This window comes from Bradyrhizobium sp. 4 (assembly GCF_023100905.1).
GTDB lineage: Bacteria > Pseudomonadota > Alphaproteobacteria > Rhizobiales > Xanthobacteraceae > Bradyrhizobium.
This window is the reverse complement of sequence record NZ_CP064686.1, coordinates 1,813,784-1,827,884: the sequence shown is the minus strand read 5'-3', so window position 1 is coordinate 1,827,884 and position 14,101 is coordinate 1,813,784. Positions and strand designations below refer to the sequence as shown.

The window sequence follows — 14,101 nt, the reverse complement described above, 5'->3', positions numbered from 1 at the left end:
TGAGCTGCACCGTGCGGCACACCGAATGCGCGCGATCTGCCCTTAACCTATGTGAAAGAGCGCCGCACGAAGCACTCGACATAATCCGCGCAATGCGGAATCAGGAACGATGCGGCATCCTTGAAGTTGATGGGACACCCTAACCCATTGAGGTCCAAAGTGAACAGAGCGCCGGACGGGAGAGTGGCCCCGAACGACCCCCCCCCGTCACGTCGTGATGGTTGTCGAAGACGACATCTGGATACGCCTGATGATCTCCGACGAGCTGCGCGTTTCGAGGTGATCGAATGCGGCAGTGCCGACGAAGCCATTGACCTGTTGCGCGGTGGAACACGGGTTTCGACTGTTTTCAGCGATATCAGGCTTCCCGGCTCAATCAACGGCCTTGGTTTGGCAAAAACGGTGAGGCAAGAATTTCCCGACTTGCCGATCCTGTTGGCATCCAGCGATCTGCCGCGGGACGACAGCACGCTGCATGATGGCTTCTTTGCGAAGCCCTACGATCCTCGCACCATAGTCGAGGCGATCCGATCTGTCGTCGCCAGGAACGGGTCGGGTGCCAGCCCGTTACCGCTCCATGACCGATTTAAGCAGCGCTCCGGCGACCCGTACGATCCTGCTGGCTGAGGATGACGTTTTCATCCGAATGCCGATCGCGAAGCATTTGCGCGAATGTGGGTATCGGGTGATTGAAGCCGTGACGGCCCATGAGGCGATCGACGTTCTCGATCACGCAGATTTCGCGATCAATGCCGTGATCACCAATTTAGCATTGGCGGGCGACGGCTTCGGTATCGCGAAGTGGGTCCGAGAGCACAGGCCGGAGCTGACGGTGTTACTTACTGGTACACCCGAGCGATCCGTCGATGTAGCCGCCGGACTTTGCAGAGAGAGCTCAGGACGTGGAGCCGTTGACCCGCAGCTGCTGCTGAGAAGAATTCGCTGGCTGCTCGCCAACCGAAATCGACCCGTGCCGGGCCGAGGCGCACAGCGAGCGGTGTGAATGAGCGCGCATCGACTCTATTCGGCAGCAGCGTTGGGCGATTGTTCGGCGCAGAGCTCGCGGACGTGATCCGAAAGCTTTGCGACGTCGTAAGGTTTCTCCCATCGGGGCACGTGCTCGAAGCGGTGCGGAATGGCGGTGGCCCCATAGCCCGTCGCGAAGACAAAAGGTTTGGCGGCGCGCGTGAGCTTGTCAGCCATCGGATAAGCCGAATCTCCTCGCAGATTGATGTCAATCACCGCGACGTCGAAAGCAGGATGCTGAATAGCCATCGCGTCCGGCAGCTCGGAAACGGGACCGATCACCTGGAACCCGAGCGACCGTAGCGACCGCGCCAGATCGTCCCCGAGGAAGTACTCATCCTCGACGATGAGAACGCGGCAAACAGTTGGCTGCCCGTGGCTGGTCATTGGCTTCACTCGCGGCACAGAGCCGCGGCGGATCAACACTCATGAGGCAGACGGGTTCCTGCAGTCCCTGTCGGATCGTGAACCGGTCAGATCGCATCGGCCCGGAGCAGCGTGTCTACGGTGATGGTGCCGCGGGCGCGCGAAACGCAGGCGCAGATCTTCTGGTTGCTTTGCTTCTGATGGTCGCTGAAGAAGACATCGCGATGATCGATCTCGCCATCGACGGCGACCACGTCGATGGCGCACAGGCCGCATTCGCCGCGCTTGCAATCGTACATGACGTCGTGACCGCTGGCGTTGAGGACATCAAGCATCGAGCGCTCGCGTGGGATCTCCAGCTCGACATCGGAGCCTTTCAGGCGCACGCGAAATGTCTCGGTCGGCAGCGTGCCGCTGGAGCCGAACGTCTCGTAGCGGAGATCGGGAAGCGGATGGCCGGCGCCGATCCAGGCATGGCGCGCGGCATCCAGCATCCGCATCGGGCCGCAGAACAGCGCCAGCGCATCCTTGGGCACCGAGGCGAACAGGGCGTCGAGATCGAGCCGCTTGCCCTCATCGCTGGCGTGAACGACCAGGCGATCACCGAGCGTTGCGGCGAGATCGTCGAGATAGGCGGCCTCGGTGCGCGAGCGCACCGCGTAATGCAGCGTGACATCGGCGCCGCGCCGCGACAGCGCCTGTGCGGCACCGAGGATCGGGGTGATGCCGATGCCGCCGGCGATCAGGCAGTAGTTCTGGCGTGCCCAGTCAACCGCGAGCAGCGACGCCGGCGTCGTGATGTCGAGCCGCGCGCCCGGCTGCAACGACCACATATAACGCGAGCCGCCACGCGAATCCTCGGCACGGCGCACCGCGATCCTTAAGCCCCGCGACGAAGCTTCCCCGACCAGCGAATAGGACCGCGTCTCCGGCTGCCCGTCGATGGTGACGCTGATATTGATGTGGCTGCCGACCGGATAGGCGGCACCGTCGAACTGGTCCGGCCGGATCAGGAATTCGCGGATGCCCGGCGCGAGATCGCGCGTCGAGACGAGCGTCGCCGGACTCCAGGTTTCGATGAAGCGCATGGCACTCCCCTCTCAATCGGTTGCGGACTTGATCAGCGCGAGCGCCGGCAGCAGGTCGAGATGGGTCCGGTTGCGCAGTGCAAGCCGCAGATTGCGCACCGCGAGCCGCGCATGCTCGCGCATGACCGCTTCGGCGCGAGCGCCTTCGCGGTTCTCGATGGCGTCGATCACGACGCGGTGGTGCTCCTGCCCGATGATCAGGATCTGCTGCGCCTCGGGCAGCGCCGATTGGGCCATCACGAAACCGCTCGGGGATGCAAACGGCAGCGACGAGGCGCGGTCGATCTGCCGGATGAGCGGCGGGCTGCGCGACAATTCCGTGAGCAGGGCGTGGAAGCGCGCGTTCAGGGTGACATAGGATGAGAACGCGTCGACCGAGATCGGGACCTGGCGCAGCAGCTCGTCGATCGCGGCAAGGCATTCCTTCAGCGGCTCGAGCTCGCGCGCGGAGACACCGCGCTCGGCGGCAAAACGCGCGGCGAGGCCTTCCAGCGTGCCGCGCAGCTCGATGGAATCGGAGATGTCGCGCTCCGAAAACGCCTTCACCATGAAGCCGCCGGACGGGATCGCTTCCAGCAGCCCCTCCTCCTCCAGCCGCACCAGCGCCATGCGCACCGGGGTGCGCGAGGCGCCGGTGGTCTCGACCGCCTGGAGCTCGGAGATGCGCTCGCCGGGGCGCAACGAGCCCGACAGGAGCTGGTCGCGCAGCGCGAGCTGCGCCTTCACGGTCTGCGAGACGGAGCGGTCGACCTCACGCTCGGCCATGTCGGCTTACTCCGCGGCCTGAAGATGCTGCGGCGGGTTTTCCTTCGTCATCATCTTGTCGATCAGCTTGCGCGTCCACATCGCGCCGGCGTCGATGTTGAGATTGTAGAAGATGCGATCGGGGTTCTCGTCCATCGCGCGCTGCTGCGCCTCGAGGATCAGCTCGTCCTCGTGGAAAATGCCGGAGACGCCCTCGCGGATCTCGGAGGTGATGCGCTGCTCGCCGAGCTGATAATTGCGCACGAAGGCCCAGAAATAGTGGCAGGTCTTCTCGGTCTCCGGCGTGATGGTGTTGAGCACGAAGCCGTTGACGCCCTGCGAGCGGTCGCCTTCGGGCGCGCCGGTGCCGGTCGGCGCCACGCCGACGTCGATGGCAATGCTGCACGGCGCCTCGAAGCGGATGATCTGCCAGCGGTCGACGAGACCGGATTTGCCGAGCTGCTTGGCCCAGAAGGGCGGCGCCTCGATGCCGCGCATCCAGCGCGTCACCGTGACAGTCTTCTCGCCATGGGTGACGTCGAACGGCGCCTCTGCGACCGCCTCGTTGCCGATGGACGAGCCGTGCACGAACGTCTCGTGTGTGAGGTCCATGAGATTGTCGAGCACGAGGCGATAGTCGCAATTGACGTGGATGGTCTTGCCGTCGCCGGCCCAGGCCGGGTCGTGATTCCAGTGCAGGTCGGGCACCAGCGCGGGATCGGCCAGCGCGGGATCGCCCATCCAGAGCCAGATGTAGCGGTGACGCTCGACCACGGGATAGGCGCGCACGCAGGCCGACGGGTTGATGGTCTCCTGCGAGGGCATGAAGGTGCAGCGCCCTTGCGCATTGTACTTCAGGCCGTGATAGCCGCAGACGACGGTGTCGCCTTCGAGCCGGCCCTTGGACAGCGGCACCAGGCGGTGCCAGCAGGCGTCCTCCAGCGCAGCCACCGAGCCATCGGCCTTGCGGTACATCACCACGTGCTTGCCGCAGATTGTCCGCGGCAGCAGTGCCGGCTTCACATCGGCGTCCCAGGCGGCGGCATACCAGGCGTTCATCGGGAAGGGTTTTGTCACCGGTCTCACTCCCAAGGCTTGTGGATACGTTATGTATACAATAGCGGAGGGGTGGAATCGTTCAAGGGCGGTTATGGTGTATTATAATACCGTTCTCTCGTATCATGTATACAAACCGTTGTCATTCCCCGCGAAAGCGGGGAATCCAGTACTCCGCGGCAGTCGTTGGTTCACTCAACTGGCCACGGCGTACTGGATCACCCGCTTTCGCGAGTGATGACACCTGTTGATGCGGCGAGTCTCCCTCCAGGAGGAGCAGTGGCAGCGGCGCTTTGGCTCGACGACTACGCCCCGAACACCTTCGCCAACCCTGCCTGAGCCTCCTGCTGAATCGCCTTCAGGTGCTCGGGGCTGCGGAAGCTTTCCGCATAGATCTTGTAGACGTCCTCGGTGCCTGACGGCCTCGCGGCGAACCAACCGAAATCGGTTTCGACCTTGATGCCGCCGAACGGCTGGCCGTTGCCGGGCGCCTTGCTCAGCGTGGCGCGGACGGGATCGCCGGCGAGATCCTTCAGGCCGAGCTGCTCCGGCGTGACGGACTTCAGGATGTTCTTCTGCGGCGTGGTGGCGGCGACGTCGATGCGCGCGTAATGGGGCACGCCGAACTCGGCAGTGAGGTCGTTGAAGAGCTGGCTCGGATCGCGGCCGGTCTTCGCCATGATCTCGGCCGCGAGCAGGCCGAGGATGATGCCGTCCTTGTCGGTCGTCCACACCGTGCCGTCGCGGCGCAGGAACGAGGCGCCTGCACTCTCCTCGCCGCCGAAGCCGAAGCCGCCCGTGAGGAGACCGTCGACAAACCATTTGAAGCCGACCGGGGTCTCGACCAGCTTGCGGCCGAGTTTTTTCGCGACGCGGTCGATGATCGAGCTCGACACCACGGTCTTGCCGATCGCGGCGTCCTTGCCCCAGTTCGGGCGGTGCGCGAACAGATAGAAGATCGCGGTCGCGAGATAATGGTTCGGATTCATGAGGCCGCCGGTGCGCGTCACGATGCCGTGGCGGTCCGCGTCGGTGTCGTTGGCAAAAGCGACGTCGAAGCGGTCGCGAATCGCGATCAGGCTCGCCATCGCATAAGGCGAGGAACAGTCCATGCGGATCTTGCCGTCCCAGTCCACCGTCATGAAGCGGAAGGTCGGGTCGATCGCCTCGTTCACCACGGTCGCCTTCAGGCCGTAGCGCTCGATGATCGGATGCCAGTAATGCACGGCGGCGCCGCCGAGCGGATCGATGCCGATATTGACGCCGACGGATTTGACCAGGTCGAGATCGACGACGTTGCCGAGATCGGCGACATAGGGTGTGACGTAGTCATAGGCGTGGACGTTCGCGGCTTTGCGTGCCCTGGCGTAGTCGATGCGCTTCACACCCTTGAGGCCGTCGGCGAGATAGGCATTGGCGCGCCTCTCGATCACGGAGGTAGCATCGGTGTCGGCCGGTCCGCCATGCGGCGGATTGTATTTGTAGCCGCCGTCCTCGGGCGGATTGTGCGAGGGCGTGACGACGACGCCGTCGGCAAGGCCCGAGGTGCGGCCCTTGTTGTAGGTCAGGATCGCATGCGAGATCACCGGCGTCGGCGTGTAGCCGCCGTCCTTGTCGATCATGATGTCGACGCCGTTGGCCGCGAACACCTCGACGGCGCTGACCAGCGCGGGCTCGGCCAGCGCATGGGTGTCGATGCCGATAAAGAGCGGACCGGTCAGCCCCTTTTCACGTCGGTAATCACAGATTGCCTGCGTCGTCGCGAGGATGTGGCCCTCGTTGAAGCTGGTCTTGAACGAGGTGCCGCGATGGCCGGAGGTGCCGAACGCCACCCGCTGCGCGGGATCGGCGACATCGGGCTTGCCGGCGAAATAGGCCGTCACCAGCCGCGGAACATTGGTGAGCGCGTCCGGCGAGGCCTGCTTGCCCGCCGCGGGATGAACATCAGCCACTGAATATACCTCGTCCTGTCGTAGAATTGCGCGATACCATAGCATCGGCCAAGCCCCCGCCAAGAGCACAACACCCGCAATGGGGCGGCCGTTCCTGAGATCATGCTATGGTCTTTCGATCGGGGCTTTTCGAGTCGGGCATGACGCTGTTTCAGAGGCTTCTGGTTGTTCTGATGGCCTGGCTTGCGATGGCCGGCATCGTTCCCGATGCGACGGCCGCGGAGTTCTACACCGAGGATTTGCGTATCCCGATGGCCGAGGCCGGACCGCAGGGGCTGGAGGCGTTCCTGGTCCGGCCGGCCGGGGCCAGGCGCTATCCGCTGGCGCTGCTCAGCCACGGCTCACCGCGCAGTTTCGACGATCGCGCGACGATGTCCGCGCACAAATATTACGGCATCGCTCTCGAATATGCCCGGCGCGGCTTCGCCGCGCTGATCGTGATGCGGCGCGGCTACGGCACCTCCCCCGGCGGGCGCGTCGACAGCGTCGGCGGCTGCGCGACTGCCGCTTATCTGCCGGCCGCGGCGGTCGCGGTGGCGGATTTGCGCGCGGCGATCGAGGCGATGGTGCGCAGGGCCGACGTCACCACCTCGGGCATGATCGCGGCCGGCCATTCCGCCGGCGGGTTCGCCACTGTCGCGTTGACCGCGCAGGCGCCAGCGGGTCTCGTCGCCGCGATCAACTTTGCCGGCGGGCGCGGCTCGCGCGACGACGACGACGTCTGCAATCCCAACGGGCTGGTGCAGGCCTTCGCCACGTTCGGCAAAACCTCCCGCGCGCCGATGCTGTGGGTCTATGCCAGCAACGATTCCTACTTCGGTCCCGAGCTCGCGCGGCGCCTCCATGACGGATTTCGCGCCAGCGGCGGCAACGCGAAATTCGTCGCAGCGCCGCCTTACGGCGACGATGGCCACTATCTCTATTCGGTGGTGAGCCGTCCGCAATGGACGCCATATCTCGACGCCTTCCTGCGCGAGCGAGGTCTCGGCCACGACGTCCTGAGTCTGCCCGATCCGCTGCCGCCGCCGGGCCAGCTCAGCGAGGCCGCGCGCGCCGAGTTCGCGCGGTATCTCGCCAGCACGATGCCGCACAAGGCTTTTGCGGTGTCGCCGAACGGCGGTTACGGCTGGCGTTCGGGGCGCGCGACCGCCGACGACGCCCAGCGCGATTCACTTGGCGCCTGCACAAAATGGTCACCCACCTGCACGCTCTATGCGGTCGACGACAAATTGGCCGGGGCTGCGCCAAGCGCATCAACGGACCAGAGCTCGCGGTCGCGATAGCCTCGATGCGCCGCTGGCCGCCCGAGCCGGACCGCGCCCCGGGGCCGCCAGAAAATCGGTTGTTAACTCGAAAGATATAATACGTGGTCGATGCTGCGGGATCGAACACACATCAATGCCCGCGCGACGTGGACACACGTTGCGATAGCCGTGCTTTGGTTGGCATCCACCTCCGTGCGCGCTCAGGACGGCGCTCTAAACGACGTGGGACCGGCGTTGGCGGCCGGCGGTCACAATGCAGATCTCGGCGCCGGAGAGACGCCGGCATCGCGGGCAGCGATTCGAAAAATTATCGAAAGAGAAACGGCCAAGACCAATCTGCCCGCGGACATTGCGGAGGCCGTCGTCTTCGTTGAAAGCGGTTACAATCCGGGCACCATTGGCACCGTCGGCGAGATCGGCCTCATGCAGCTTCGGCCCGAAACGGCAGCGATGCTCGGATTTCGGGGAAATAACGCAGAGCTCGCAGAGCCCGACATCAACATCCACTACGGCGTTCTCTATCTGAGCCGCGCATGGCGCCTCGCAGGCGGGGACCTTTGCCGCGCCCTGATGAAATATCGAGCAGGTCATGACGAGGAGTCCATGACTCCGCGCTCCCAGGTCTATTGTCATCGCGCCCGCAATCGTCTTGTCTCCATGAACTCGACGAATGTGGGAAGCCAAGCCGCGGCCGTCCCAGATGTAGCACCGGCGCCAACTCCGGCACCCACCGTCTCGAAGTCAGCGCACAATCAGAAGTCGGCACACAGTCAAAAGACACCGGCACAGCCGAAGGACGTTTACGCGCGTTACCGTCAAGGCACGGCGGTCGCGAGCAGGGCATATTGGGCAGCACAGGAAGCCCGGGTCCGCCTCATCAAGGCTCGCGTCGAAGCCAAGTGGAAACGGGTGGCATCACGCCAATAGAACTAGAGTTGCTGCCTTGAGACGAGCAGCGGTTGGACGAACGCATTTTTGAAACCGAACTTTGAAACCGAACCTGAATAGAGATCATGCACAATAGTTTGAGAGTTTTGTTTGCAATCGTCGCGACCGGCGCCGTGGCCTTGTCGGCCTTTCTCGCGATTCGGTTCCTTGTCGGTTTCAGTGGCTGAACCCGAAGGCGCCGCCGGCACCATGTCGTGCTGCGCCCGGGTCTAGAGCCGCTCGCTCAACGCGAGCTTATAGCCGACGCCGGTGACGGTGGTGATGACGGGCGTACCGCTGCCGACCAGCTTGCGCCGCAGCCTCGCCACCAGGGCATCGACAGTGCGGATATCGACCTCGGCCTGGCGGTTGCTGACGACCTCGATCAGATAGTCGCGGCTGAGCGGCCTGCCATCAGCTCCGACGAGCGCCGCGAGCAGGTCGAACTCGGCGCGCGTCAGCGCCACCGGCTTGCCGTCGCTGCCGAGCAGCTCGCGCCGCGTCAGGTCGATGATCCAGTCGCCGAAGGCGATCGAATTGTGGGTGCGCGCCGCCTTGCGGTCGATCGAGCGCCGCCGCAGCACGCTTCGCGCGCGCGCGAGCAGATCGCGCAAATTGATCGGCTTGGTAACGTAGTGGTCGCCCGCGATCTCGAGGCCGAGGATGCGATCGACGTCGGTGTCGCGGCGGGTCACGAAGATGATACCCGCATTGCTGGTCGCCTGGATCTCCTTGGCGAGATCGAAGCCATCGCCGTCGGGCAGCTGCAGGTCGAGGAAGACGAGATCGGTCCGCGTCCGCAGCGCCTGGCGGCATTCCGCGCAGGAGCCGGCACCGACCACGTCGAAATTGTTCTCGCTGAAATAACCGACCAGCATCGTCCGCGTCACCGGATCGTCCTCGACGACGATCAGTCGCTCCCGGCCAGCGACACGCAATTCCTGACCTGAGGAATCAGCCACGATGTTGGATGTCCTGTGTGCTTGTGGGCCGACCTGGAAGCTCAGGTCGCCGAGCGCGCCGCCCTGTGAACGTACATTCACGACTTGTTCGAGCCCCCTCGAATTGCCTGCTGCAATACTAGGCGCGTTAGCGCGCCCAAACAACATTGGTCACGATCCAGCTGGATTAAGTATGAATTGGCCCACACTTCTCATCTCGCGCAGCATGTTCGGGAGCCCGTACGAGCGGCTGTTGTGCGGGCTGAAGCCCATCCCGCGGCCGCTTGCCACGCCAAGAGCTTCAAATCTACTGTGCGCCCCGAAAAGTCTGCCCCAGGAGGTGGCGCCATGGAAGTCATCCTGCTCGGCACCGGCGGCCCGCGCCCGGACCCGCGCCGCATGGCGACGACCACGCTGATCAGGCTCGGCGAGGAAAACATCCTGATCGACGCAGGCCGCGGCGTCATGGTGCAGCTCAGCAAGGCTGGCGTGCCGCTCGGCTCCATCAACACGGTCTTTCTCACCCATCACCATTTCGACCACATCGGCGACCTCTACGACGTGATGCTCAATTCATGGCTGCATGGGCGCAAGGACGATCTGCGCATCTATGGACCGCCGGATACCGAACGGCTCGTCAATACGCTGGTCACGCAGGTCTACGACAAGGACATCGCCTGGCGCGATCAGGGTGAGCCAAGCTTCGGCGGCTGGAAACCAGTCGTCGCGACCGACATTATACCCGGCCCCGTTCTCGACACCGGCCGCTGGAAGATCAGCGCCGAACTCGTCTCGCATGGCGACGGCCTCGACATGTCGCCGGCCTTCCTCGCACGCTGGATGTGTCTCGGGTACCGCTTCGAGGCCGAAGGCAAGGTCATCGCAATTTCGGGCGACACGGTGCCCTGCCCCGGTCTCGAGCGACTGGCCGAGGGGGCCGACCTGCTGGTCCAGTGCTGCTTCCTCGCCACGCCGGAGATCGACAACGAGCACCTGCGCCGGCTTGCGAAATTCACGATCGCCTGCGGCGATACAGTCGGCAAGGTCGCGGCCAAGGCCGGCGTCAAGAAGCTCGCGCTGACCCATCACCGGCCTCGCACCGACGATTCCATGCTCAATGCGCTGCTTGCGGATGTCAGGCGGGACTATTCGGGTCCTGTCGTGCTCGGCGAGGACCTCACGCGGATCGAGGTCTGAGAACTTCAGATGCGCGCAGACCGTCCCACCTCAGGACGATCCAACCTCAACCCGAAATGACAATTGCTCTTCCGTCCCGGGCGCGATGTGCATCAGGCCCGGCTTGTCAGTGAATTCGCCGTCGAAGCCGGCCGGACTGGCATAGCCGCGCCAGGGCTCGATGCAGAGGAACGGCGCGCCCGATGGTTTCGACCAGACGCCAAGCTCGCGAAAGCCGCCCCATGACATTTTCAACCACGGCCCGGTGGAGGCGCCCTGCTCCACGGCATAGCGGACCGAATTGCTCGCGATCCGATCGAAGATGATTGCGTCGTCGACGAACAGGGATTCGGACAGAGGCAACACGGAGCCTTCGACCGGGCTCGGCTCGGTTGCCGGGCGCAGCAAGCCGCCATCGAGACGGCGGACGGGCGATGGCTCTGCGTTTGCGAAGCTCAGCGCGTAGCTCTCCTTCGCCAGCCCCGGTTGGAGCGGCCAGTTGAAAGCGGGATGGCCGCCGAGCGAGGCCGGCAATATCTCCTTGCCGGTGTTCGCGATCACGAGTGAAAGATCGAGACCGGATTCGTCGAGCGCATAGGTTGCCGTCAGGCGGAACGCGAAGGGGTAGAGCGCGCGCGTCGTCTCGCTGTCTTCGAGCACCAGGACACAGCGTCTTTCGCCTCGTTCCACCCACGCAAAGCGGCTGTCACGCGCGAAGCCGTGCTGGGTCATCCGGTAGGTCCTGCCCCGGTGCCGCAATTCGTCATTGGCGAGGCGCCCGACGATCGGAAACAGCAGCGGCGCATGTCGCGGCCAGGCCGGCTCCGCCTGCCAGACGAACTCGATGCCGGCATCGCTCGCCAGCGAACACATCTCCGCGCCTTGCGCCTTGATGGTCGCGGTGAGTCCGCCGCTGCGGATCGTGTGCGTGTCGTCGGTCATGACAGCCTGTTCCGGTCATCGCAGTTCACAGGACAGTTTCCAAATGTTCAAGGAATGTTGGAGCGACACTCTGCTCAAGAGCGCTGATAATCGTCTTCAATCCGGATGATGTCGTCTTCACCGAGATAGCTTCCCGTCTGGACCTCGATCAGCTCCAGCATGATTTTACCGGGGTTCTCCATCCGGTGCACCGCGCCCATCGGAATGTAGATCGACTCGTTCTCGTGCACGCTTTTGACGGTCTCGTTGACGGTGACGCGGGCGGTGCCGCGGACCACGATCCAGTGCTCGGCACGATGATGGTGCTTCTGCAGCGACAGACGCCCGCCGGGCTTGACCACGATGCGCTTGACCTGGTGGCGCTCGCCATTGTCGACCGACTGGTAGCTGCCCCAGGGCCGATGCACCTTGAGATGCTCCTCGGTGACTTTCGGCGCGACCGCCTTGAGTTTTGTAACCAGCCGCTTGAGCCCGTTGGCATCCTTCTGGCGCGAGACCAGCACCGCGTCCGCGGTCGCCACCACGATGAGATCGTCGACGCCTTCGAGTGCGACCAGCGCGGCATCGGTAGTGACGTTGCAATTGCGGCTATCCTCGAACACGGCGGCGCCATGCGAAGCATTGCCTTGCGCGTCCTTGTCCGACAATTCCCACACCGCGTGCCAGGAGCCGACGTCGGACCATCCGCACGACACCGGCACCACAGCGGCGCGCGCGGTCTTCTCCATCACCGCATAGTCGATCGAGATCGCCTTGGCCGCGCCGAACGCCTCGGGCTCCAGCGTCACGAATCCAAGATCGCGGCCGGCATTGGTGACCGCATTGGAGATCGCCTCCACGCTCGCCGCATCGACCTTGCGGTATTCGTCGAGCAGGACGCTGGCCGGGAACATGAAGTTGCCGCTGTTCCAGAGATAGCCGGAATTGACGTAGTCGGCGGCCTTCACCGCATCCGGCTTCTCGACGAAGCGCGCGACCGCGTGCACCTCGCCGGAGATGACCTCGCCCGGGCTTATATAGCCGTATTCGGTCGCCGGCCGTTCCGGCTTGACGCCGAAGGTGACGATGCGCCCGGCGCTCGCGGCGGTGAGGCCCTGGCGGCACGCCGCGACGAAGGCCGCATTGTCCTGCACCACGTGGTCGGCGGCGAGCGCGAGCACGATCGCTTCACTCGAGCGGTTCTGCGCGAACACCGCGCCGGCGGCGATCGCAGGGCCGGAATCGCGCCGCATCGGCTCGAGGATCACGTCGGCCTCGATGCCGATCTCGGCGAGTTGCTCCAGCACCATGAAGCGGTAGGAGGCGTTGGTGATGACGATCGGGCGATCGAACAGCGAGGCCTCCGAGACGCGCAACAGCGTGTCCTGGAAGGTCGAGCGGGTGCCGAACAGCGGCAGGAATTGCTTGGGGCGCACCTCGCGCGAAGCCGGCCACAGCCGCGTTCCGGCACCGCCGCACATGATCAGGGGGATGATTTTTTGGGACACGTGTGAGCTACTCAAGAGAGGGGTTTATATGCGGTGATAATTTCGATACCAGTCGACAAAGCGGCCCAAGCCATCCGCCAGCGGCGTCGAGGGCGTGAAGCCGACGTCGCGTTGCAGGGCCGAAATGTCGGCACGCGTCTCGAGGACGTCGCCAGCCTGCATCGGCAAAAGCGTGCGGATCGCAGGCTTGCCGATGATCTTCTCCAGTGTCTCGACGAACTCGATCAAGTTGACCGAGCAATTGTTGCCGATGTTGTAGACGCGATACGGCGCATAGCTCGACGAGTTTTCCGGCTGCTCGGCGTTCCACGCGGGATTCGGCGTCGCGGGGCGATCGAGGGTGCGGATCACGCCCTCGACGATGTCGTCGACATAGGTGAAATCGCGCCACATATTTCCATGATTGAAAAGCTTGATCGGCTCACCCGCAAAGATCGCGCGCGTGAAGAGCCAGGCGGCCATGTCGGGCCGGCCCCATGGACCATAGACAGTGAAGAAGCGAAGACCGGTCACCGGCAGCTTGTGAACATGTGCGAACGTGTGCGCCATCAGCTCGTTGGCCTTCTTGCTCGCGGCGTAGAGGCTGACCGGATGATTGACCGAATGCTCGGTCGAGTACGGCAAGGTGCGATTGGCGCCGTACACTGAGCTCGAGGAGGCGTAGACGAGATGCGCCAGACCGTGGCGCCGGCCGGCTTCGAGCACGGTGACGAAGCCATCACAATTGGCGCGGATGCTGGTGATGGGATCGTCGATCGACGCGCGCACGCCGGGCTGCGCCGCGAGGTGCACCACGCGATCGGGCGAGACCTCGTCGAACACACGCGTCACCGCAGCGAAGTCGGCAAGATCGATCTCGTGGAATGTGAAGGCATCATGCTTGAGCGTCTCGAGGCGAGCGCGCTTGAGCGCCGGATCATAGTAAGGGGTCACTGCGTCGATGCCGACAACTCGTTCCCCGCGCGCGAGCAAGCGCTCACAGACATGCATGCCGATGAAGCCGGCAGCGCCGGTAACCACCACGGGGGCCAAAATAAACTCCGTTGTTCGTCCTCAGATACCGCATTGCCAGACTGGACCGGTAGAGGCAAGGGTTCAGCATTGGAGAACAGCCCCCTCGCATCGGCAAGC

At 64.2% G+C, this 14,101-nt stretch carries 14 protein-coding genes; 5 read left to right on the top strand and 9 right to left on the bottom strand.

Annotation, left to right across the window (positions count from 1 at the left end):
• The first annotated feature begins 279 nt into the window (after positions 1–279).
• Together IVB45_RS08335 and IVB45_RS08330 are read left to right on the top strand one after the other, a co-directional pair.
• Positions 280–627 (top strand): response regulator, encoded by a 348-nt coding sequence (locus tag IVB45_RS08335; RefSeq protein WP_247501308.1) that lies wholly within the window; start codon positions 280–282, stop codon positions 625–627.
• A complete protein-coding gene (locus IVB45_RS08330) occupies positions 578–1,003 on the top strand; it encodes a response regulator (protein ID WP_247357089.1) in 426 nt (141 codons plus the stop codon). Before IVB45_RS08335 ends, IVB45_RS08330 begins: the two co-directional genes overlap by 50 nt.
• Positions 1,004–1,020: 17 nt before the next feature.
• Here the strand turns inward: IVB45_RS08330 and IVB45_RS08325 are convergent, their stop codons facing one another.
• The 5 genes from IVB45_RS08325 to pgm all read right to left on the bottom strand — a co-directional run bounded on the left by IVB45_RS08325 (position 1,021) and on the right by pgm (position 6,232).
• On the bottom strand, positions 1,021–1,413 hold the full coding sequence (locus IVB45_RS08325; protein WP_247357090.1) for a response regulator: 393 nt from the start codon (positions 1,411–1,413) through the stop codon (positions 1,021–1,023).
• Between the two features lie 86 nt (positions 1,414–1,499).
• Positions 1,500–2,480, bottom strand: a complete 981-nt coding sequence (locus IVB45_RS08320; protein WP_247357091.1) for a PDR/VanB family oxidoreductase — start codon at positions 2,478–2,480, stop codon at positions 1,500–1,502.
• 12 nt (positions 2,481–2,492) lie between these two features.
• Complete coding sequence (locus IVB45_RS08315) at positions 2,493–3,245, bottom strand: GntR family transcriptional regulator (RefSeq protein WP_007595257.1); 753 nt, start codon at positions 3,243–3,245, stop codon at positions 2,493–2,495.
• A 6-nt stretch (positions 3,246–3,251) separates the two neighbouring features.
• Positions 3,252–4,301, bottom strand: a complete 1,050-nt coding sequence (locus IVB45_RS08310) for an aromatic ring-hydroxylating dioxygenase subunit alpha (protein WP_247357092.1) — start codon at positions 4,299–4,301, stop codon at positions 3,252–3,254.
• 284 nt (positions 4,302–4,585) lie between these two features.
• Positions 4,586–6,232, bottom strand: coding sequence for a phosphoglucomutase (alpha-D-glucose-1,6-bisphosphate-dependent) (gene pgm / locus IVB45_RS08305; protein ID WP_247357093.1), 1,647 nt, complete (start codon positions 6,230–6,232; stop codon positions 4,586–4,588).
• Positions 6,233–6,372: 140 nt separating this feature from the next.
• Between pgm and IVB45_RS08300 the strand changes: the two genes are divergently transcribed.
• Together IVB45_RS08300 and IVB45_RS08295 are read left to right on the top strand one after the other, a co-directional pair.
• Complete coding sequence (locus IVB45_RS08300) at positions 6,373–7,515, top strand: alpha/beta hydrolase (RefSeq protein WP_247357094.1); 1,143 nt, start codon at positions 6,373–6,375, stop codon at positions 7,513–7,515.
• Positions 7,516–7,605: 90 nt separating this feature from the next.
• Complete coding sequence (locus IVB45_RS08295; protein WP_247357095.1) at positions 7,606–8,424, top strand: transglycosylase SLT domain-containing protein; 819 nt, start codon at positions 7,606–7,608, stop codon at positions 8,422–8,424.
• Between the two features lie 230 nt (positions 8,425–8,654).
• On the opposite strand, the gene IVB45_RS08290 is transcribed toward IVB45_RS08295, so the two are convergent.
• A complete protein-coding gene (locus IVB45_RS08290; RefSeq protein WP_247291416.1) occupies positions 8,655–9,467 on the bottom strand; it encodes a response regulator transcription factor in 813 nt (270 codons plus the stop codon).
• Positions 9,468–9,713: 246 nt separating this feature from the next.
• Here IVB45_RS08290 and IVB45_RS08285 point away from each other — a divergent pair, with 246 nt between their 5' ends.
• Complete coding sequence (locus IVB45_RS08285; RefSeq protein ID WP_247357096.1) at positions 9,714–10,562, top strand: MBL fold metallo-hydrolase; 849 nt, start codon at positions 9,714–9,716, stop codon at positions 10,560–10,562.
• A gap of 30 nt (positions 10,563–10,592) precedes the next feature.
• Here IVB45_RS08285 and IVB45_RS08280 read toward each other — a convergent pair whose 3' ends face one another.
• The 3 genes from IVB45_RS08280 to IVB45_RS08270 form a co-directional block, all read right to left on the bottom strand.
• Positions 10,593–11,483 (bottom strand): aldose 1-epimerase family protein, encoded by an 891-nt coding sequence (locus IVB45_RS08280; RefSeq protein WP_247357097.1) that lies wholly within the window; start codon positions 11,481–11,483, stop codon positions 10,593–10,595.
• 74 nt (positions 11,484–11,557) lie between these two features.
• Positions 11,558–12,970, bottom strand: a complete 1,413-nt coding sequence (locus tag IVB45_RS08275; protein WP_247357098.1) for a mannose-1-phosphate guanylyltransferase/mannose-6-phosphate isomerase — start codon at positions 12,968–12,970, stop codon at positions 11,558–11,560.
• A 24-nt stretch (positions 12,971–12,994) separates the two neighbouring features.
• Positions 12,995–14,002, bottom strand: a complete 1,008-nt coding sequence (locus tag IVB45_RS08270; protein ID WP_247357099.1) for an NAD-dependent epimerase/dehydratase family protein — start codon at positions 14,000–14,002, stop codon at positions 12,995–12,997.
• Between the last annotated feature and the right edge of the window lie 99 nt (positions 14,003–14,101).